The organism is Nocardia sp. NPDC049707 (genome assembly GCF_040674855.1).
Lineage (GTDB): Bacteria > Actinomycetota > Actinomycetes > Mycobacteriales > Mycobacteriaceae > Nocardia.
On the sequence record NZ_JBFANN010000019.1, the window covers coordinates 11,733 to 31,547 of the forward strand.

Annotated in this window: 19 protein-coding genes and 1 pseudogene; 12 read left to right on the top strand and 8 right to left on the bottom strand. The window is 65.8% G+C overall.

Annotation, left to right across the window (positions count from 1 at the left end; all coding sequences use genetic code 11):
• Nucleotides 1-83 precede the first annotated feature (83 nt).
• Complete coding sequence (locus AB0J29_RS18325) at nucleotides 84-545, top strand: cupin domain-containing protein (protein WP_364786997.1); 462 nt, start codon at nucleotides 84-86, stop codon at nucleotides 543-545.
• Nucleotides 546-766: 221 nt separating this feature from the next.
• On the top strand, nucleotides 767-1,696 hold the full coding sequence (locus AB0J29_RS18330) for a MaoC family dehydratase N-terminal domain-containing protein (RefSeq protein ID WP_364787000.1): 930 nt from the start codon (nucleotides 767-769) through the stop codon (nucleotides 1,694-1,696).
• Between the two features lie 432 nt (nucleotides 1,697-2,128).
• Here AB0J29_RS18330 and AB0J29_RS18335 read toward each other — a convergent pair whose 3' ends face one another.
• The 6 genes and pseudogenes from AB0J29_RS18335 to AB0J29_RS18360 form a co-directional block, all read right to left on the bottom strand.
• Nucleotides 2,129-3,355 (bottom strand): ABC transporter ATP-binding protein, encoded by a 1,227-nt coding sequence (locus AB0J29_RS18335; protein WP_364787003.1) that lies wholly within the window; start codon nucleotides 3,353-3,355, stop codon nucleotides 2,129-2,131.
• An 86-nt stretch (nucleotides 3,356-3,441) separates the two neighbouring features.
• A pseudogene (locus tag AB0J29_RS18340) lies at nucleotides 3,442-3,630 on the bottom strand (ATP-binding cassette domain-containing protein); the annotation flags it as partial.
• Complete coding sequence (locus AB0J29_RS18345) at nucleotides 3,609-4,379, bottom strand: energy-coupling factor transporter transmembrane component T (RefSeq protein WP_364787006.1); 771 nt, start codon at nucleotides 4,377-4,379, stop codon at nucleotides 3,609-3,611. The gene AB0J29_RS18345 and the pseudogene AB0J29_RS18340, both read right to left, overlap by 22 nt.
• Nucleotides 4,376-5,002 (bottom strand): MptD family putative ECF transporter S component, encoded by a 627-nt coding sequence (locus AB0J29_RS18350; protein ID WP_364787009.1) that lies wholly within the window; start codon nucleotides 5,000-5,002, stop codon nucleotides 4,376-4,378. Before AB0J29_RS18350 ends, AB0J29_RS18345 begins: the two co-directional genes overlap by 4 nt.
• Nucleotides 4,995-6,710: an ABC transporter ATP-binding protein gene (locus AB0J29_RS18355; protein WP_364787011.1), complete on the bottom strand. Its 1,716-nt coding sequence runs from the start codon at nucleotides 6,708-6,710 to the stop codon at nucleotides 4,995-4,997. Before AB0J29_RS18355 ends, AB0J29_RS18350 begins: the two co-directional genes overlap by 8 nt.
• Nucleotides 6,707-8,494, bottom strand: coding sequence for an ABC transporter ATP-binding protein (locus AB0J29_RS18360; protein ID WP_364787015.1), 1,788 nt, complete (start codon nucleotides 8,492-8,494; stop codon nucleotides 6,707-6,709). The genes AB0J29_RS18355 and AB0J29_RS18360 overlap by 4 nt, the downstream gene beginning before the upstream one ends.
• A 162-nt stretch (nucleotides 8,495-8,656) precedes the next feature.
• Between AB0J29_RS18360 and AB0J29_RS18365 the strand changes: the two genes are divergently transcribed.
• Nucleotides 8,657-9,358, top strand: a complete 702-nt coding sequence (locus AB0J29_RS18365) for a TetR/AcrR family transcriptional regulator (protein ID WP_364787018.1) — start codon at nucleotides 8,657-8,659, stop codon at nucleotides 9,356-9,358.
• Between the two features lie 206 nt (nucleotides 9,359-9,564).
• Here the strand turns inward: AB0J29_RS18365 and AB0J29_RS18370 are convergent, their stop codons facing one another.
• On the bottom strand, nucleotides 9,565-12,453 hold the full coding sequence (locus AB0J29_RS18370; protein ID WP_364787021.1) for an aminotransferase class I/II-fold pyridoxal phosphate-dependent enzyme: 2,889 nt from the start codon (nucleotides 12,451-12,453) through the stop codon (nucleotides 9,565-9,567).
• Nucleotides 12,454-12,816: 363 nt separating this feature from the next.
• Between AB0J29_RS18370 and AB0J29_RS18375 the strand changes: the two genes are divergently transcribed.
• From AB0J29_RS18375 to AB0J29_RS18400, 6 genes are all read left to right on the top strand, one after another.
• A complete protein-coding gene (locus AB0J29_RS18375) occupies nucleotides 12,817-13,317 on the top strand; it encodes a DUF6328 family protein (RefSeq protein WP_364787024.1) in 501 nt (166 codons plus the stop codon).
• Between the two features lie 299 nt (nucleotides 13,318-13,616).
• Nucleotides 13,617-13,934, top strand: coding sequence for an STAS domain-containing protein (locus AB0J29_RS18380; RefSeq protein ID WP_364787027.1), 318 nt, complete (start codon nucleotides 13,617-13,619; stop codon nucleotides 13,932-13,934).
• 109 nt (nucleotides 13,935-14,043) lie between these two features.
• Nucleotides 14,044-14,370: an ANTAR domain-containing protein gene (locus tag AB0J29_RS18385; protein ID WP_364787301.1), complete on the top strand. Its 327-nt coding sequence runs from the start codon at nucleotides 14,044-14,046 to the stop codon at nucleotides 14,368-14,370.
• A gap of 115 nt (nucleotides 14,371-14,485) precedes the next feature.
• Nucleotides 14,486-14,917, top strand: coding sequence for an anti-sigma factor (locus AB0J29_RS18390; RefSeq protein ID WP_364787031.1), 432 nt, complete (start codon nucleotides 14,486-14,488; stop codon nucleotides 14,915-14,917).
• Nucleotides 14,907-15,692, top strand: coding sequence for an RNA polymerase sigma factor SigF (locus AB0J29_RS18395; RefSeq protein ID WP_364787034.1), 786 nt, complete (start codon nucleotides 14,907-14,909; stop codon nucleotides 15,690-15,692). The genes AB0J29_RS18390 and AB0J29_RS18395 overlap by 11 nt, the downstream gene beginning before the upstream one ends.
• A 125-nt stretch (nucleotides 15,693-15,817) precedes the next feature.
• A complete protein-coding gene (locus AB0J29_RS18400) occupies nucleotides 15,818-16,216 on the top strand; it encodes a hypothetical protein (RefSeq protein ID WP_364787037.1) in 399 nt (132 codons plus the stop codon).
• Nucleotides 16,217-16,335: 119 nt separating this feature from the next.
• Here the strand turns inward: AB0J29_RS18400 and AB0J29_RS18405 are convergent, their stop codons facing one another.
• On the bottom strand, nucleotides 16,336-17,487 hold the full coding sequence (locus AB0J29_RS18405) for an alpha/beta fold hydrolase (RefSeq protein WP_364787040.1): 1,152 nt from the start codon (nucleotides 17,485-17,487) through the stop codon (nucleotides 16,336-16,338).
• On the opposite strand from AB0J29_RS18405, the gene AB0J29_RS18410 reads away from it, so the two are divergent.
• From AB0J29_RS18410 to AB0J29_RS18420, 3 genes are all read left to right on the top strand, one after another.
• On the top strand, nucleotides 17,478-17,948 hold the full coding sequence (locus tag AB0J29_RS18410; RefSeq protein ID WP_364787043.1) for a MarR family transcriptional regulator: 471 nt from the start codon (nucleotides 17,478-17,480) through the stop codon (nucleotides 17,946-17,948). The two genes, AB0J29_RS18405 and AB0J29_RS18410, sit on opposite strands and share 10 nt — an antisense overlap.
• A 262-nt stretch (nucleotides 17,949-18,210) precedes the next feature.
• A complete protein-coding gene (locus AB0J29_RS18415; RefSeq protein WP_364787046.1) occupies nucleotides 18,211-18,609 on the top strand; it encodes a nitroreductase family deazaflavin-dependent oxidoreductase in 399 nt (132 codons plus the stop codon).
• Nucleotides 18,610-19,076: 467 nt separating this feature from the next.
• Entirely contained in the window at nucleotides 19,077-19,787 is a 711-nt protein-coding gene (locus AB0J29_RS18420) for a response regulator transcription factor (RefSeq protein ID WP_364787049.1), read from the top strand.
• Nucleotides 19,788-19,815 lie beyond the last annotated feature (28 nt).

Here is a 19,815-nt window from a genome sequence, read left to right on the forward strand (position 1 = left end):
ACGCCAACTTATGGGGCATATTGTTCCACATCAGTGGAACAATATGTTCCGCAAGTATCTAGATCCTGAGAGGAAATCAGTTCATGTCCGATCGATTCCTGTTTCTCCCAGTAGGTGAAACACGGCCGGGGCGCATCCCGCTGCCGCCCGCATTCGCGGTGAAGGCCCGCACTGACGACACCGAGGGCAGATTCTCGTTGCTCGAAGTCACGGTGGCGCGGGACATTCCCCGGCACACCCACCATGTCGCAGACGAGTGCATATACGTCCTGGACGGCGAACTCGGTGTCGATTTCGACGACCACTCACTCACAGCGGCGAAGGGCACGTTCGTCCTATTGCCACACGGCATTCCGCACGCCCTGCGGTGCGCGTCGAATCCGCCGCCGCGCGTGGTGCAGATCTCCTCGCCCGGCGGTTGGGAATGCTACTTGGAGGACCTGTTCGAAGCCGGTTCGTCCGTGTTGACCGACGGCGCTCTGGACCCGGTCAAGATCAACCCCATCGCCGCCGAGCACGCCATACATTACGAGGAGACCGCATAGCTTGGCAGTGAGAGGTGTCCTCCCTGGATGACACAAGCGATTGACAACCCAGGGCGAGAAGACGACTACCAGGGATCAGGGGCGGGCGAGGTCCGCACATAAGTCACACATCCCGAACTTCGTTGGATTCTCGGCGATTTCGACATTGCGCACGCCCACAAGCTCATGGAAATGTCGGACTTCTTCGGCAAGATCGTCCTCTCCGTCTGAAGGCAGGTCACATGTACGGGTTCGTCGTGCACGGTTCCCACCTCATGCAGTTCGCGCGGGCGATCGGAGACACCGATTCCGCGTTCGAGGACGTCGGTCGCCTGTCCGCGACTGGCGCGGACGCGCTGGTGGCCCCGCCGACCTTCCTCATGGCGGCGGACCACTTCGACCCGACGTACTCGCGCAGGCCTCGGCCGGGTGCGTCGTGGATCGGATCGCGACCGCCCGGGGACGGCAACGCCGCGCCATCCGGCTTCCACATGGAGCAGCACTTCACGTTTCACCGCCCGGTGCGGGCCGGCGACGCCCTGACCGCAGACGCGCGACCCGGCGCGACGTGGGAGAAGTGCGGGCGTCGCGCGGGGACGCTCACGTTCAGCGAGATCCTCACGGACTACCGGGATTCCGGCGGCGACGTCGTCGCCACTGCGCGGTGGGTATCGGCGTTCGTGGAGCACAAGCCGCCGGCCGCGCAAGGCGGAGCCGTGGATGCCGGTCACGCTGTCCGGGAGGTGCCTGAGGATGTCTCCGCCGCAGGCGATCTCGCGGTCGGAAGCGCCTGGACCACGGTCCTCGTCGAGGACCTCATGCGTACCGCCATCGTCATGTATGCGGGCGCCTCCGGCGACTTCCATCCCCTCCACAGCGACGACGTCTACGCCCGCGAGCGCGGATTCTCGGGAGTGTTCGCGCACGGCATGCTCACGATGGGCATGACGGGACGCGCGATCACCGACCGATTTGGGCACGCGAACGTCCTCGGGTTCGGAGGCAGGTTCGGTTCGCAGGTGTGGCCGGGCGACACCCTCATAGCGCGGGTCGAGGTGGTCGACCTGCGGGAGGGCGCGAAGGGGCGCACCGTAGCCGAACTGGCCCTCCGGACCACGAATCAGCATGGGGTGCAGGTGTTCAACGGTACGGCCGAGGTGGGCGTCGACTGACCTCGATCTGGTCGCGCGGCCGCGCTTCGGTCGCAACCCTCTCTTCGGCTCACCAGCTTCTGCTGTTCGGCGACGCCCACACGGACGCCACGAGCTCGACCAGCACCACCACGGGTAGAGCTGTAGCCTCAGGATCGGTCGGTCCACAACCCCTGGCTGGCTGATGCTGCCAGATCTCCTTGTCCCGGCGGCATCTTCGGGGTCCCGGTCTGAAAGTCCAACGATGTTCGGCACAGCCACTGATCAGGCTGGACAGAGAGTCGGGTCTGGTCACTCGCATCAGCTGCGAGGAAGTCGGATCCGATGCGATCCTCCGGCGGGGCGTGTCAGCAGACGTTCGTTCGTGAGACGCCCTCTGGGGCAATGCGTTTCTGGTGGTCGAACCTGCAACGCATGCCGTGTCGGCGGCAACGTCAAGCGCTGAAGGACGATTCACCCTCGTGGCCGGATCGGGCGCAGGCGCAGTTCCTGATCTGCGGCGAGGGTGAGTAGTTCGGCGTCGTGGCTGATGAGGACGACCACCGCGCCACCTGTGGCGACGTCGCGCATGGTTTGCGTCATCGAATGCAGGTGGCGGCGGTCGATGCCCGAGCTGGGTTCGTCGAAGATGACGATGCGGCGGCCGCTGAGGCGGCTCGTGGCGACGACCAAGCGCTGCTGCTGGCCGCCGGAAAGCGATAGTGGGTGCCGGTCGCGGTAGCCATCGAGGTCCAGTTCGGCGAGCACAGTGTCGGCGCTGCTCGCATGCTCCGCAATCGCGCCGAGGCGCAGTTCGGCGGTGACGCTGTCGGTGAAAAGTTGCCGCTGCACGTCCTGCATGACGATCGCGGACGCACGCTGGCGCCGCGAGCGAGACAGTGGGTGGCCGTCGAGCAGTACCCGCCCGCCGTGCGGTTGCAGGCCGGCGAGGATCCGGGCCAGGGTGCTCTTGCCTGCACCGTTGGGGCCGGTGACGCCGGTGATGACACCGGCGGGCAGATGCGCCTTCGTAATGTCGAGTACGCGGTGCCCCCGAAAGGCGCACACAATATCCCGCAGTACGATCCCGCCGCCCGCGTCCGGTCCGGATAGTGTTGCGACCGGGGCGTTCTGGTCGACCGTACCCGCTGCCGTCCGGCCTACTCCTGACTCAACGCTGGGTCCGTACGCGAAAGCCGGTGTCATCGAGAGATCGGCGGGTGGATCGAGGCTGCGCAGGCCCGCCGCGCGCATCATCTCGTCGGTGAGTCCAGCGAATTCGGCTCTGGCCAATACCTTTTCGACGCGGCCATCGCGGAGGACGACGATCCGGTCGGCGAGTTCACGCAGATAGTACAGGCGGTGTTCGGCGATGACGAGGGTCACTCCGCGCTCCCGGATGCCACGCAGCACCGCGGTGAGTTCGGTGATGCCCTGTGGCGAGAGGTTGGAAGTCGGTTCGTCGAGTAGCAGCAGCGGCGGTTCATGAGCGACCGCGGCCGCGCACGCCACCCGCTGTTGCTGGCCGCCGGACAGCTCCCGCAGTCGGCTGCCGGCGAAATCGGCAAGGCCGAGGTCGGCGACGACCGCGCCGACCTGGTCACGGATGCGCTGCGGGTCGGCGCCGAAATTCTCCAGCGCGAAAGCCAATTCGGTGTCGACGGCGTCGGTGAAGAACTGGCGGCGCGGATGCTGCAGCACTGTTCCTTTCCTGTCAGATGTCCGATCTGCGCGAGATCGGTGATCGGTTTCCCGGCGACCCGGATCTCGCCCGCGAGGGTTCCCTCGTGAAAGTGTGGGATGAGACCGTTCATCAGGCGGAGCGCCGAACTTTTGCCGGATCCGCTCGGCCCGCACACCACAACCGTCTCACCGGGCGCGATGTGCAAATCCAGCCCGTCGAGCACGGCTGTGGCGCTGCCCTGATAGGTCCACCGGATATCCTTCAGCCGGATCATTGCCCGGCCCCCCACCATATCGTCGCCGCCGCAAGAATGACGGCCACGGCAGCGGCCATGGCATCGGCGCGGCCGAATCGTGGCGGATGCATCGACGTCGGGGGAGTTGGCGAGCCGAGCCCGCGCAGCAGCGCCGACGCCGAAAGATCCTCGGCGGCGCGCAGACTCGACGCCATGAGCGGCACCGTGAAATGCTCGATGCTCCGCACCGGATGCCGCAGCATCTTCCCCCAACCGCCGAGCCCGCGCAGCCGCATGGCATCGCGCACCGCCCGCGATTCGGCGATGATGGTGGGTAGGAATCGCAGGAGCACCGCACCGGAGACGGTAAATGCCCTGGGCACCCGTGCCGACCTCAGCGCGGCGGTGAGCCGGGTCGGCGAGATGGTCCGGATCAGGTGTGCTGCAATGCCGCCGACGGCCAACAGCCGCAACCCGTACGCGGCGACGACCCCGACGAGCCCGAGTACCGGCCACGCGGCAACCTGCGGCAGCAGATAGGCCACCGCTGCGGCGGCCCCCGCGGCCACGGGCAACCCGACCGCGCGCGTCCACGCACGCTCGGAAATCGCCAGCAGCACACCGGCGGTCACTGCTGCCGGAACGAACCGCACACCACCGGGTGCCGTTACGGCAATGCTCGCGGCCAGAAGCAGTACCACTGCGGTGCGCGGGTCCAGCGCCCACCGACTGCCGGATGCTTCCGCTGGCGCCGCGCCGATGCCACCTGCCCCGGCTCGACCCTGACGCGCAACGGTGCTCGTCATGCCAGCCCAGCCTTCCGGAAGTGCTTGTCCAACAATTGAACTCCCAACGCGCCACCGATCAGGCCGAATACCGGCGTGGCCAGGTCGAAGCCGAGCAGCACGGCCGGTGACAGCAAGGTGTCGAACTGCTTGATATAGCTCGCACCCATTTCCCGCATATACGAGCTGGACAGGAATTCGTCGCGGGCGTAGAACAACGGCAGGAACAGCCCGATGAACCAGGCGCTGAATGCGGCGTAGGCGAGCACGCTCGCGCGCGGCGAACGGTAGCGGCCCAGCCACAGCAGCCCTTCGGCGACCAGCGCCGCCGCCACCCCGACGGCGAAACCGATCGGCGGGCTCCCGATGAGGATCATGAAACCGGTCACGATGACGGCGAACACGGTGATCATGCCCGCGTGGCGCACCCTGGTGAGAAACAGCATGAAGGGCACGCCCCCCGCCACAATGCTCGCCGCGACCGATAGCAGTGTCACGACGGGATTGATGAATTCGAGCAGGTTGAATATGCCCACTGTCACGATGTAGAGCGCGCCGAACAGTCCGATGTTGATGAGGTCCCGCGGACTCATCCGGATATCGATTCGGCGATTGATGGATTCGGCGGTCACGGTGTCACTCACCCGTCGCAGGTGTCAGGGACATGGCCCAGAAGTCGGCGTAGCTGCCCGCGTTGCGCAAGAGTTGCTTGTGAGTGCCGGATTCGACGATACGGCCGTTGTCGAGGAAGACGATGCGGTCGGCGCGTTGGACGGTGCGCAGGCGGTGGGCGACCAATATCACGGTTCTGCCTTTCATAAGACGTTCGATGCCTTCATGGACGGCGATCTCGTTGATCGGGTCCAGGGCGGAGGTGACCTCGTCGAGTAAGACGATGGGGGCGTTCTTCAGCAGGGCTCGGGCGATCGAAACCCGTTGGCGTTCACCGCCGGAGAGCAGGGCGCCGCCCTCGCCCACGTTCGTCGCCCAGCCCGCGGGCAGGCGGTCGATCACCTCGTCCAGGCGTGCGGCGGTGGCGACGGCGCGGACCTCGTCGTCGGTGGCGTCGGGGCGGCCGAGGCGGACGTTGTCCTCGATGGTGCCGTCGAAGAGGTAGACCTCCTGGAAGACGATGGCGATCTGTTCCATGAGCACGCCGGAGTCGATCGCGCGCACATCCACGCCGCCGACGCGTACGCAACCGTCGTTCGCATCGTGGAACCGGGCGAGCAGCCGCAGCAGCGTGCTCTTGCCCGCACCCGACGGTCCGACGATGGCGACCTGCTGTCCTTCGGGCACGGTCAGCGACAGGTTGTCGAGCACAGTGCCGCCGTTGTGCACGTGGGTGACGGCTTCGAAATCCACACCGTGGTGCGCGGGCCGGATCGGCCGGCCCATCTGCGGTAGGGGCTCGGTGCGAAGGACCGCGTCCAGTTGCGCCAATACCGAGCGCGCGCCGCGGAGTTTGCCGCCGATGTCCGACAACGACAGCAGTGGGTCCGCACAGCGAGCCGCGAGCACCAGGATCGCCAAAACCTCTGCCGCGCTGATCTTCCCGCCGAGCGCCAGGTAGGCGGCCAGGGTCAGCACCACCGTGAACATGGCCTGCACCATGAGGGTCAAGCCAATGACGCTCGGCAACGCCGAGAGCGCGGAGCGGCGGGACGCGCGCTGGACCTCTCGCAACGCATCGTCGAGCAACCCGAAGCGTTCGCCGGTGCGGCCGCCGGCCCGCAGCACCGGCTGGGCCTGGAGATATTCGATGACACGCCCGGCGGCCTCGTTGTCGCGTTCGTGGCGCTGTGCGTCGGTCGCGGTCGTGGTGCTTCCGGCCCAGATCTGAATCGCGGCGACAACCGGCGCGGCGAGCAAGGCTGCCAGCCCCAGCTGCCAATTGAAGGCGAACATCACCGCAACGATTGTCAGGGGGGTAACGGCGGCGCTGATGAACGGCATCAGCAGATGGGCGATCACGCTGATCGCCTGCAGGACGCCGCGGCTGGCCAGGACGGATACCTCCCCGACGCGTCCGGAGCTGTACCAGCCGATGGGCAGCTGGGCCAGATGATCACCGAGGCGGTGATACATGCCGCGCAACAGAGTGGTCCCGACGCGGAAGCCGGAAAGATCGCTGCGGTAGCGCAGGCCCGCGTAGGCCGCGACCGCCGCTCCGAAGGCGATCAGCCAGGGCCGGGCGGCGCCGGCGTTCGCCCCGAACAGTGCCCGCAGCGCCGGAACCAGCAGCGCGTAGGACAGTCCCTCGGCGATCGCGGTAGTCGTCATGAGGGCGACGGTGCGGCGCACCGGCCCGGCGTACTCGGTACCGAGCACGCGCAACAGCATACGGATCATCGGATCTTTCCTTGCGGTGCGCCGCAATCGATGTCATCGGCGAGTGCGGATCGATGGGATTGCCAGAACGCGGCGAACTTTCCGTTTCGCGTCAGCAGTTCCGCGGGGGCGCCGGACTCGGCGATCGCGCCGTGCTCGAGCATCACCACGGTGTCGGCGTCGGCGATCGTCTCCAGACGATGGGCAATGACCAGGGTCGTCCTGGCACCCGCCAAGGTTGCCAGCGTCCGGCGCATGGCCTGTTCGGTTCGTGGGTCGGCGAAGGATGTCGCCTCGTCGAGAACCAGCACGGGCGTGTCGGCGAGCAGCGCACGGGCAATCGAAATCCGTTGCGCCTCACCGCCCGACAGTTCGGCGTCCACGCCGATCACGCTGTCGTAGCCACGTGGCAGTTCGAGAATCCGCTCGTGGATGTTCGCCAGTCGGGCCGCGCGTTCCACGTCGTCGCGGCCGGCGTGCGGCACCGCGAGGGCGATGTTGTCCGCGACCGAGGCGCGCAGCAGACGCACGTCCTGAAAGACGAAGGAGACGTTGCGGTACAGCTCCCTGGTATCGAGCTCGCGCAGGTCGACACCGCCGAGTATGACCGCGCCGTGTGTCGGGTCGAAGAACCGCGGCAAAAGTTGTACCAGCGTGGACTTCCCGCTGCCGGACGGCCCGACGATCGCGGTGACCGTGCCCGGCTCGAGCGTCAGATCGATCCCGCGCAGTACCTCGTGCTCGGGGTCGTAACCGAAGCGGACCTCGCGCAGTTCCACCCGGTGCCCCTGTGCCACGCGCGGCCGCGCGGGTTCCGGAAGTTGTTGCACCGCCAGCACGTCCAGGATGCGGCCGACCGCGCGGCGGGCCGCCTGCAGGTCGTCGAAGCCGTGGCCGAGCGCCGCCACCGGCGCGGTCAGGCCCAGTCCGAGTAGCAGGAAGGGCAGCAGGTCGGCAGGGGCCAGGCCGCCGTCACCGATCAGCGCCGCACCGCCGATCGACACCACCAGCAGCACGAACGGCGGCGACAGCGCCAGCTGCATGCCCGCGGCGACCGCTGAGACGCCGTGCACCCACCGGTGGAAAGAGGCTACGAAATCGTCTGCGGCGGTACGGAATCTGCCATCGGCGCGGTCGGATCCACCGAATGTCTTGACCACCGCGATGCCCTGCACGAACTCGACGACCGAGTTCGTGATCCGGCCCATGGCCGCATCGAATTCCTCCTGCTCGCGCACCCTGGTCGGCGTCATCATCAGCGGGACCAGCGCCACGGCCAGCACCACCGGTATCAGCGTGATCAGCGTCAGCCGCCAATCGACGGTGAACAGGTAGGCCAGCGACACCACTGGCACTACGAATGCGGAGATCAGCTCGCCGGGAGCATGGGCGATGAACGGGTGCACCGCGCTTACGTCCTCGTCCACCACCTTCGCCAGCTCACCGGTCCGGCGCCGGGAGAACCATCCGATCGGGACGTGTCCCAGCCGCGCGGCCAGTTGCCTACGGAACGACAGCTGCACCTGGCCGTCGAGGAGGTGGCCGATCCCCGACGACGCCGCCGTGAACAGCAACCGCACGAACAGTCCGGCTGCGCCGACGATCACGACGACCCAGACATGACCGTGATCAATCGGACCCGGAGGCAGCAAGGTACGCCCCAGTTCGACCACCGCCAGCAGCGGTGCCAACCCTGCGACGGCGCCGATGACCTGCAAGACGACCACCGCGGCGAAACTCCATCGGAAGGGTCGTAGCAACCCGGTAAAGCTCTGTCCCGCAACCGAATCGACATCCGATGGCACTGTTGACCGTTCCTTCGTTAGGGCAATGTCCGTCGTGGTCATTGCTCTCCCATCGTCGTGGCGATGGGCGACTTTTCGAACACGTTCCGAAAGTAGCAGTCGGGGACGAATATTGTCGAGTGCGAGAGTTGGCGCACCGCCGCCGCCGGGCATGATGGGACGATGCCCCGCTCGTCCGCACCGAACGGCCGTACCGGCCGACCGCCTCTGACCTCCCGTGCGCAGATCGTTGACGCGGCACGGCAACTCATCGACCGGGACGGTTGGGAGACGCTGACCATCCGTCGGCTGGCGGCGGAGATCGGTGTCGGAGCGACCACCCTGTACCACCACATACGGGACAAGGAGGACCTGCTGATCCTCCTTGTCAATCACCATGTCGAGCAGGTCGAACGCCCCAGGCTGCCCGCGGACCCACCCAACCGGATCGTCGTGGCTGCCACCGTGATGCACGACGTCCTCGCGGACTGGCCGTGGGCCGCCGAAGTTCTCACCGCCGACGGCTTTGTCGCCCGCCTCGACGCATCGGCACTGTGGATGGTCGAAGCCATCGTGGCCGCGGCCATCGACCACGGGTGCACGCCGGAGCAGGCGGTCGACATCTTCCGCAACATCTGGTACTACACCGTCGGCGAGATCCTGGTCCGCGCCCACTCCGCCGACAGACCTACCGGCACCGAGCTGCGCGCCCTCCCCGAGGCATTCTTCAGCGGCCACGACGCCTCCCTGGTGCCACAGCTGGTCGCCATAGGCGACCGGTGGCCCGCGCTCGCGTCCCGCGATATCTACCCCACGGGGCTCCGCGTGTTCGTCCACGGGCTCCTCGAGCAAGCCACGTCGGCAACTCCGAATCGCGCCGGGTGAACTCCTCACCTTCCGGATTGCGGAACCTGCATCGTTCGGCGGGGCGAGCACTGCGCTGGAATTGTGCGAGAACGGCGAACGGCAGCATGATCGCCCGCCCCGTGCGGGGGTATAGGGGTGGTGCTCATGAGGTCGATGACCTCGCCGATGCGGGGCACCGACAGCGGTTCGATGTTCACTCCAGCGCCGCCAGGTGAGCTCGTAGCTTATTTCGCGCGCTGGTGCGGTGCGTGTGCTGACGCGACTGCATCCGATCCACCGCGCAAGCTGATCCCGGGGTCCAGTACCTGGGTCGAAGACGAACGGCGCACACGGTCGGACGGCGCCGCAGCCGCCTCCGGCGCACGGTCGGACGCCGCGGCAGGTGCGAGCCGGCCCGCGGCCAGCCGTGTGAGCGCGGCCTCGGTGAAGACCGACAACCCGAGGTCGGGGTTGTATCCGTGGATTTCCTTGACGTCGAGCTCAGCCAGGAAATACAGGATCTCCCGCGAGAGCACCTGACCCGGGACCAGCACCGGGAAGCCGGGCGGGTAGGGGACGACGAAGGTGGTGGACACCAGGGTCTTGCCCTTGGCGAGCCGTCGCCCGGCGTCGCCGAGCAGGACGTGTTCGCGGTCGGACTCCTCATACCCGGCGTAGAAGGCCGATCGCATGTCGCCGAACGAGCTGGCGCCGTCGGGACGGAATACGCTGTCGAACTCGCTGAAGTCGGGCAGCGCCGGCAGCTCCTTGGTGATCTCGTCGACCCGGCGCTGTTGCAGGTCGTGATCGGCCTTACCGGCCGCGTTGTGGCTGCGCTCGAAGTCACTGGCTATCCGACGCAGCACGTCGAGCAGGTAGTGCACGCTCGACCAGGTGACGCCGATCGTGAAGATCAACAGCACACTGTTGATCGAGGTCTTGTTGATCTGGATACCGAACCGGTCCATCAGGATCTTCTCGCGGAACTCGAACCCATTCATGCCGGTCTTGCCGATGAACAGCGTGACCCGAGTCGGGTCGAGCACGAACTGATCGGAGCGCCACGCCTCGTTCCACTCCGCCAAACCACCCTGTCTGACCTGCCGGTACGAGCTGACTTCCGAGGGGCGGAACTCATCGGGCACCAGGTCGGCCTCGTCGAGGATACGGAACCACTTGCCGATCAGCCGGTCTTTGCGGACGCGGTGCCGGAAGACCAGCGCCATGTCGTAGACGTTGCGGACCAGCTGGAAGCCCTCGATGTCGACCTGCCGACGCGCCAGGTCCAACGACGCCAGCAGTTGCTGGTTCGGCGATGTGGAGGTGTGGGTCAAAAACGCCTCACCGAACGCCTCACGGACGAGAGCTTTGAAATCCTGATCGTGAATATGGATCATCGACGCCTGCCGAAGCGCTGACAGCGACTTGTGAGTGGAATGCGTCGCATACACGCGTACCCGCGCGCGCCTTGGATCGGGAAGCAGCCGGCGGTTGCTCCATTCGGCGCGGTCGACGTCGCGCATCGACGCACGCCACACGCGGTACTCCTCGGCATAGGAGGGCGATGACAATGTCGATTCGAGTTGCGCGGCGGCAATCATCGCGGTTCGCTGCCGTGCCCACGGCACCGCCGTCGCGAACGCGTACCACGCCTCGTCCCAGAGGAAGCAAATGTCCGGCTTGATCGCCAGAACCTCCTCCATCACGCGCCGGGGGTTGTAGACGATGCCGTCGAAGGTGCAGTTGGTGAGCAGCAGCATGCGCACTCGGTCCAGTTGTCCGGCCGCCTCGAGGTCCAGCAGCGCCTTCTTGATGGTGTGCAGGGACACCGCTCCGTAGATCGCGAACGGCTCGAGCGGGTAGGCGTCCAGATACATCGGGTACGCCCCGGCGAGCACCAGGCCGTAGTGGTGCGATTTATGGCAATTGCGGTCGATCAGGACGATATCGCCCGGCCGGGTCAGGGCCTGCACGACAATCTTGTTCGCGGTGGATGTTCCGTTGGTGACGAAGAACGTCTGATCGGCACACCATGTCCTGGCGGCTTTGTCCATCGCCGTCCTGATCGTGCCGTGCGGGTCCAGCAGCGAGTCCAGCCCACCGGAGGTGGACGACGTCTCGGCCATGAAGATGTTTCGGCCGTAGAATTCGCCCATATCCTGCAGCGACTTGGAGTTGAAGATGCTGGCGCCACGCGCGACGGGAAGGGCATGGAATTGGCCGACCGGTGCGGCCGCGTAGGCACGCAGGGCATCGAAAAACGGTGTGGCGAACCGGCTTCGGAAGCCGGCGAGCACCGTGCTGTACAGGTCGGTGACATCGTTGAGCCGATAGAACGTGCGGTCGTAGACGTCCGGCTCTTCTTCGGTCTCCGCGGCGATCGACTCGTCGGTGAGCAGATACAGGTCGATATGCGGCCGCAGCTGCCTGATCCACTCGCCGCATTCGACCCAAGTCTGGGTGCGGTCGGTCACGACCACGTCGTCGTTGGCGCCGAGCAACGTGGTCATCAACGGCACTCGGTCGCGGGAACGAAGCGGCAGGTCATGCCGGATGATCGCCGCCTGGATCTCGCCGTTCAACGCGACTGCGGTGATGGCGTCCTCGATGCTCGACACGACAAGCAGCTCGAACTGCACATCGTCGGATGGGTCGCGAAGCGCCCGCAGGCTCTGCGCCAGGCTCTCGGGCGCTTCGGGTGGGGTATCGTCGCCGAGCAGCACGGTGATGAACTGCTGCTGTTTGGCCCGCGCCACGAGTTCCTGATCGGCCAACGGCACGGAGGTGTCGAACTCAGCCGCACCGTCGCCGTACTCGGAGAGCAGGCGCACGGCCAGTGACACCTCCTCGGTGAGTCGCACGGTCGCCAGATCGGCGATATATCCGCGAAATGCCGCCAGTCTCGCCGCGCCTGGGTACAGCCAATACCGCTCGTAGGCGCCGAGACGATCGAGGAGGCGCCGCACCCGGGCGACTTCGCGGGTGGTGTCCAGCCCGGCACGGTTGACATCGGCAAGCCGACGGCACGCGTCATCGAGCAGATTCCATGTGTCGATACGCGAGTACGACGGGTTGGCTACCGCCGCCAGCGCGGAAACACTGAGCCCTTTCGGGCGCTCTCCGTCATGGTGCATGTCGTCTGTTTCGCCCCTCGATCGGTGGGCGAAGTGATCCGTCGAGTACGAATGGTCACCTGGATAATCATCCCTGCGAATATTCTGCCCCGCCGTCGAGCAAATTCCTAGCTTGCCGGAAGTCGTAACGACGGCCCCAAGGCCGCCGCACCGATGAGACCGCAGCCCACTCCACCGGTTGCGATGAATCGCCGAGCCTATCGGTGTCACGATCCGCATCCCCGCGCGTCGAACGCCGAATCAGCGGCGCCGCGATCAGTGGTGGCGGGGTGTATGCCCGCGCGGCGCGGGTACGCCGCTAACACGGAGAGCGATATCCAGGGGCAGCCGTGGTGACGATATCGAGAGGTGATGAGGCGACCCGTGACCTTCGATGATCAGGAATGGGATCGCACCGCCAGGCAGGAGACCGAAACCGAACGGCTGGACCGCAATTGGGCCAGTCTGGTGCAGGAACTGCGGGTCGTGCAGACGGGTGTGCAGTTCTTGATCAGCGCGCTGCTCATCCTCCCGTTCCAGGCCGGATTCACCACCTTGTCGCAGCCGATGCGATTGCTGTATCTGGGCACCGTCTCAGCGGCGATGGGGGCGACGGTGTTCCTGGTCGCGCCGGTGTCGTGGCACCGAATCCTGTTCCGGCGACATCGATTGGGCAATGTCGTGGCCGCGGCGCATCGCTGCGCGATCGCCGGAATCGCGCTGCTCGGACTCGCGCTGACGGGTGCGATGATTCTGGTGATGGACACCGTCGCGGGGACCATCGCCGGCGCGGTGGCGGGTGTGGCGGTCGCGACGCTGTTCGCGGTGGCATGGGTGGTGGCACCGTGGCGCTGGCGCCATGGCCGTCACGAATCCGGCGGTTGAATCGGAGCGAGCCAGCGTGCCAGACTAAGAACAGGTTGAGACTACAGCCGACCCTGAGTCCGACGGGAACACACACCACGCGGACTCGGCCAGCGGGAGTGTGTAGCGACACCTGACACAGCACGGCGTCTACCGACGCGTTCTACACACCGATATCGCACCCTCCCGCCGATTCGATCCTGCCGCGCAGGACCGGTATTCCCTCTGGGAGGTGTGATATGTCAGCCGCTCTTCAGCACCGATCAAACGGTCGGCACCCGGCCGGCGAACGACCCCGCAACCGGTTCTGGTCACAACGGGTGGACCGCCGTAAACAGTGTGTGGTGGTGCGTGCCGAGGGTGAACTCGACGCGTCCGCACTTCCGGAATTCCGCGCTCTGCTCGAACGGGCCGTCACGACCCGGTGCCATGCGGTTGTCCTCGATCTGCGTGCCACCAAATTCCTGAGCATCCGGGTCGCGGCCACGATCGGCGCGATCAAGCAGCACGCCGCGCACGGCGGTCCGGATCTGCGGATCGTCTCGGGTCGGCGGGAGATAGACCGGGTGCTCGCGATTACCGGAGTACGCGCCATATGCTGCGAGTTCCCGTCGATGCGCGCCGCGCTGGACACGTGATGAGGCCTTAAGTCCCTACTCGAGCCGATATCCGGGTAACGGGCATGATCACAATCCATACTTGCGCTGAGGATCGATCCTGCCCGAGGATGCGGTCGCGTTGGGCCGGGTGATAGGCACGGGCGCCGGGTATTACATCGATGTCGCCGTCGCGCTCGAGGAGCGCCAGCAGGAGTCCCTCGATGACGCGCCCGAACTGTATGCGGCGCGGGCGGTGATCGAGCACGCGAAGGGCGCGTTGATGCTCGACGGCATCAACGCCGAACAGGCGTTCCGAGTGCTGAGCTGGCGCTCGCAGGAGACCAACATCGAACTCCGGGACCTGGCCACCCGGTTGATCGCCGATCTCGGCGCGCTGACCGATTCGATGGCGGAACTGCGCACGCGGTTCGACCATCTGCTGTTGACTGCGCAGGAACGGATCGAGGCCGACTGAGTCGAATCCGCACTGGTCACGATGTTTCGATGGTGACCAGCCGGGTAAGTCGCGAATGGTCCCCGACTCGAAGGCAGGTTCGGCGTCGGCTCCGAGGAAAGAGGTGGTGATGGGCATGGGGGAGTGGAGTTCCCGGTCCGCGGCAGAGAAAACGACGACGATCGGGGTTCGCATCCCCGCCGAGTTGGAGCAGCTGACCATGCTCCGTGCGCTCGCCGAAACCGTCGCGCTCATCGCAGATTTCGCGATCGATGAAGTCGTCGATATCCGGCTCGCATTGGACGAGGTGGCCACATCGTTGATCCTGGAGGCGACGCCGGGCTCCACCTTGGACTGCGATTTCACCTATAACGACCACGAGATGTTCGTGCGCGTCGCCTCGGTCGCGGTATCGGAGAAGGTAGTCGGGCAGGCCGGATTCGGCTGGCATATCGTTCGCACTCTGACCCAGTCCATCGCGGCAGCGCAGGAGCCGTTCGACAGCGTGGCCTCCGGCTATCCGACCGTCGTGGACTTCAGCTGGGTGCGAGGTAGTGATGGCGGCTGACTCGAGAAGGCACCGCGACAGCTACGACAATATAGAGCCGCTCTTCGAAGAGATCGCCGCCATCGACCCGGCCGACCACCGTCGGAAACTGGTGCGCGAGGAGTTGATCGGCCGATGCCTGCCGCTGGCGGAGCATATTGCGCGCAAATTCTCCGGGCGCGGGGAGAACTTCGATGATCTGCTACAGGTGGCCCGCTTGGGGCTGGTGCAGGCCGTCGACCGCTTCGATGTGACGCGCGGTTCCTCGTTTCTGTCGTTCGCGGTGCCGACCATCATGGGCGAAGTGCGCCGGCATTTCCGAGACAACACCTGGGCGGTGCGGGTGCCGCGGCGCACCAAAGAGATCCAGCTCACTATCGGCCCCATCATCGAGGCGTTATCGCAGCGGATCGGTCGGCTGCCCAGGGCCCGCGAAATCGCCACGGAACTGAACGTGGACCTGGTCGAGGTCACCCAGGCGCTGATCGCGGGCAATGCCTATCAGTCGAGTTCGATCGACGCGGTGGTCGGCGATGACATCGAGAACGCCCCGCAACCGCTGCTGGACAGTCTCGGTGCGGATGAGCCCAGCTATCAGTATGTGGAGGACTACCTGGCGGTCCGACCGTTGATCGAAGAACTGCCCGACCGGGAGCGCGAGGTGCTGGTCATGCGCTTCTTCGAGTCCAAGACCCAGTCGCAGATCGCCGAACAACTCGGGGTTTCGCAGATGCACGTCTCCCGCATACTGTCCAGAACGCTCGGCAGGTTGCGCGACGCAGCCCTGCGTGACTGATAGGCGGGGGAATACGTTGGTGCGCAACACATTTCGGTGTGATCGGATCTGCTGTTTGCCCGGCGTTACGTGCGGGTACGCGAAGAGGAACCGGACTATTGATGCCGACGCGCAAGGAGGTCGTCATGAACGATCAGCGACGACAGGGCACCCGAGATCCGTACGCCGGACCGGAGGCTTCCATGTCGCTGAAGAAACCGCCGGAATCAGTCATTCCCGGCGAGGGCCCGCAGCAGCCTGGTCGCATCCGCGTCACCCGCGATCATGACGTGATCCGGCGCTGGGCGGAGCAGCGCGGCGCGCGCCCGGCCACCATGCCCGGCAGTGAGTACAACGGGCACCTCGGCGTCCTGCGCTTCGATTTCCCCGGATACGGCGGTGCGGTGTTGCGCGCGGTGGGCTGGGACGAATGGTTTGCCACCTTCGACGCGCGCCGGCTGACATTCCGCTATCAGGAGTGCCGGGCCGATGGGGCGCCGAGCAACTTCAACCGGCTGGAGCAGTCGCATCGGGACGAGTTGTGACACGGCCGAAATGTGTTGCATATCAGTTCAATTCGCACAAAACGAAACATCCACTGCCGCAGAGAGGTCGCGGCGCGTCGCCGAGAGCCGGGGCATCGTTGTCCGGAATCCGCGATCGTTCAGGTGCGGGGTGACACGCTGCCACGCCCAAGCGGCGAGCCCGCTTCCGCCGAGGCGCACGATGGTCGGTCGATCCGTGATGGGGTCGCCTCCACGTGGGCGATGAAGTCGGAAAGGTCTGCGATGAAGTCCGCATGGGCATCCAACGGGGCGACGTGGCCGCCGTTGGGGTGTTCGTACCAGGAGAGCAGGTTGTTCTCGCGTGCCGCGACCTCGCGCGAAGCGAAATCACCGGCGCCGAAAACGCTTACCGCCGTGGGCACCTGCGAACGGCGACCGTCCGCTGCGGCCCTGTTGTCGGCATAGATGCGCATGCTGCTGCCGATCGATTGTGTGGCCCAGTAGAAGGTCGCGTTGGCAAAGATGAAATCCTCGCCGAGCCCGAAACCGGCACCCAGCGATGCCTGCCACAGGTCGTATTTGTCGAGTTGCCACGCGAGCAGGCCGGCCGGCGAGTCGTGCAGCCCGATCGCGAGGGAGTCCGGTCTGCGAGCCTGGATATTGAGGTAGCCGGCTCCCTCGTCCGCGAACTCGCGAAGTCGCTGCCATGGGAGACCGCACTCGGGAGCGTCGGCGATGAACCCACCGAGTCCCGCGCTCACATGTAAGCCCGCCACATGCTCGGGGCAAGCACCCGCCATTGCCCGGGCGATCACCGATCCCCAGTCTTCTCCGTGCACGATGAAGCGTTCATGCCCGACGCCGACCATCGCTTCGGTGAGCATCATCGCGATAGTCGAAACCCCCATGCCGCCATCTCGTGGCATCGGGGCGCCGAAACCGGGGAGGATGGCGAGAACCACTTCGGACGCTACCTGCTGTAGCGGCTCGATGACGCGATGGAACGCAAGGAACGACGTCGGCCAGCCATGGAGAAGCAGAAGGGGCGTCGTGCCGTGTCCCGGAAAACGTACGAGCCGCACCTCCCCGAGCTCGGTCTCCACCCGCTGATGACAGCCCCAGGTACTGCTCGACTCCTGGCGCAACCAGTCGAGCCAAGCCGCAGCGTATGAACGCGTGCGAACTGCGGCGACACCCTCGACCACCGGAGTGGGTGGCCAACGCGTGCTACTCAACCGCCGCGCAAGATCCGACGCGTGTCCCGGCAAGTCGGGCAGCACCGAAGTCAGAAGTTGGTAACATGTTGTCATTCTCCGACCGTAAGGAAATTGACAGCATGTTGTCAAGTGGCGATGATGCGGATGCCGCCCTGCATGCCCTCTTCGAAGCCAACCGACTTCTGCGTGATGCCGGAGAACGCATAGCGAGTGCGGCGGGGCAAACCCATGCGCGTCGAATGGTGTTGCAGAGCGCAACGCAAGCGGCCACGGTGGCCGATATCGCGCGATCCTTGAGCCTCCAACGGCAGGGAGTGCAGCGGATAGCGGACGACCTGGTCGACGAAGGGCTGGCCAGGTACGAGGACAATCCGCGTCATAGACGATCGAAGCTGCTCGTTGCCACCGACGCCGGTTGCTCCATCCTTTCCGAGATTCGGAAAGCGCACAGCGACTGGCTCGAGGAACTCAGGGAGAGTGCCCCCGACCTCGACTGGTCATCCCTTCGCGGCGACCTCGAACACCTGATTTCCGCACTTCGAAACCGGAGATAGACGAAGCAAGAAGTTCGGTCTGACGACGTTCTGCCCCTGCGCCTTTCCGCTGAACGGCTAGTAGCACTGGAGGGCGCGGCCTCTGCGGATCGACATGGGTGAAAAAATGCCCACAGGCGCATTCACAACTTGACAAAACGGCAGCCCTGCCCTTGGCACCGAAATCGGCGCAGAGCCGAATAGTGGAAGGACCGCGATGACCCTGTCCGACGCCGTCGCCCACCTCGGGGGCCGCGCCTTGCGGACGAGATGGTTCGTCCGCATGCCGATCACCCTGTACCGGGTCGGCCTCGGCTTCCTGTTCGGCGCTCGGCTGCTGATGCTCGAACACGTCGGCTGCCGCACCGGAGCCCGCCGCTATGTCGTGCTGGAGGTCGTCGACCGACCCGCGCCCGGCGAGTATGTGATCGTGTCCGGCTTCGGCGGCCGCGCCCAGTGGTACCGCAACATCCAAGCCCATTCCAGCGTCCGCGTCTGGTGCGGCCCGCGCCGCGCCGCGCCGGCCACCGCCGTGCCCATGACCGAGGCCGAGGCGAAGGCCGCGCTCGACCGCTATGTCCGGAGCCACCCCAGTGCCTGGAAGAACCTGCGCGCCACCATCGAGCACGCCACCGGCGCCCCCGTCGACACCCTGCCCATGGTCCGCGTGCGCGTGAGCTGACCGGTCGACCCGACCGAGCCGAACATTACCGGCGTCCTGCTCGCCGCCGGGTGCGCCTGCCTGACCTGGGCAATCATCTGGGGTCTGTTCTCCATCCGATGACCTGTAGCCGAGTGGGTGAGGTCCACGCACCACGACCGGTTCGGTACATCGGAAGCCACCTACTGTCGGTGGCGCAACCAGTTCGGCTGGCTGATGACTGCCCCTAACCCCAGTCCCATCGGGGCGAGTTGCGACATGAGCAAAAATGTGTCGCATATCACGCTCAATTTGCACAAATTGGGTCTGCATGCACAGGGTGGAGTAGCCGGACGCTAACCGACTGTCCGTGATCTGCCGTTTACCGATTGGCCGATCCGGGTATTCGAGCAGTTGGCAAAGGTGCTCGAAGGCGGACTTTCGCGTCGGTTCAGGGTACGCGAGTCCCCGCGTCGCGTCGCGTCCGCGTGGCTGCAAGGGATGAGGGCTTGACCGCAAACCTGATGATCGTTGACGACGACGAAGTGGTACGTGGCGCACTGCGCACGGCCATGGAAGACGAGGGTTACGACGTTGCCGAGGCACACGAGGCCGAGGACGCGCTGACCTATCTGCGCAGCAATGGCGCTCCCGATGTGATGATCGTCGAGCTGATGCTCGGTGACATGGACGGCTTCGATTGCATCAGGGAGATCCGTCGCGAGCACGACGTGCCGATCATCGTGGTCAGCTCGCGCGATGACACCCATGATGTGGTGGCCGCGCTGGAGGCGGGGGCCGACGACTACGTCACCAAGCCGTTCGAGATCAAGGAGATTTCCGCGCGCATGCGGGCGCTGCGCCGCCGCGCGCGCCTGACCATGGAGCGCGAAGCGCCGCGCGAGGCGGTACTCGACGCGCACCTCGACGCACCACTGGTGCTGGATCGCGACGGTGGCGCGGTGCGGCGCGGCGAAGACGAAATCCGGCTCACCATCACCGAATTCAAATTGCTGTGCGAACTCGCGGAATCGCCCGGGCGGGTGCTCAGTCGCACCGTTCTGCTCGAAAGAGTATGGGAAGACGGCTTTTTCGGCGACGAGCGGATCGTCGATGTCCACATGCGCCGCCTGCGGACCAAAATCGAGCTGGACGCCTCCGATCCGCGCATCGTGGTAACTGTGCGTGGCCTCGGCTATCGACTGGATCTGCAGCGCTGAGCTGCGACCGGGCGGGCAGTGGCACCGA

What these genes read in the sequence shown, in the direction of transcription:
- AB0J29_RS18325 (WP_364786997.1), top strand. Translation starts at nt 84, where the DNA reads ATGTCCGATCGATTCCTGTTTCTCCCAGTAGGTGAAACACGGCCGGGG.
- AB0J29_RS18330 (WP_364787000.1), top strand. Translation starts at nt 767, where the DNA reads ATGTACGGGTTCGTCGTGCACGGTTCCCACCTCATGCAGTTCGCGCGG.
- AB0J29_RS18345 (WP_364787006.1), bottom strand. Translation starts at nt 4,379, where the DNA reads ATGACGAGCACCGTTGCGCGTCAGGGTCGAGCCGGGGCAGGTGGCATC.
- AB0J29_RS18355 (WP_364787011.1), bottom strand. Translation starts at nt 6,710, where the DNA reads ATGATCCGTATGCTGTTGCGCGTGCTCGGTACCGAGTACGCCGGGCCG.
- AB0J29_RS18365 (WP_364787018.1), top strand. Translation starts at nt 8,657, where the DNA reads ATGCCCCGCTCGTCCGCACCGAACGGCCGTACCGGCCGACCGCCTCTG.
- AB0J29_RS18370 (WP_364787021.1), bottom strand. Translation starts at nt 12,453, where the DNA reads ATGCACCATGACGGAGAGCGCCCGAAAGGGCTCAGTGTTTCCGCGCTG.
- AB0J29_RS18390 (WP_364787031.1), top strand. Translation starts at nt 14,486, where the DNA reads ATGGGGGAGTGGAGTTCCCGGTCCGCGGCAGAGAAAACGACGACGATC.
- AB0J29_RS18395 (WP_364787034.1), top strand. Translation starts at nt 14,907, where the DNA reads ATGGCGGCTGACTCGAGAAGGCACCGCGACAGCTACGACAATATAGAG.
- AB0J29_RS18400 (WP_364787037.1), top strand. Translation starts at nt 15,818, where the DNA reads ATGAACGATCAGCGACGACAGGGCACCCGAGATCCGTACGCCGGACCG.
- AB0J29_RS18410 (WP_364787043.1), top strand. Translation starts at nt 17,478, where the DNA reads ATGTTGTCATTCTCCGACCGTAAGGAAATTGACAGCATGTTGTCAAGT.
- AB0J29_RS18405 (WP_364787040.1), bottom strand. Translation starts at nt 17,487, where the DNA reads ATGACAACATGTTACCAACTTCTGACTTCGGTGCTGCCCGACTTGCCG.
- AB0J29_RS18415 (WP_364787046.1), top strand. Translation starts at nt 18,211, where the DNA reads ATGCCGATCACCCTGTACCGGGTCGGCCTCGGCTTCCTGTTCGGCGCT.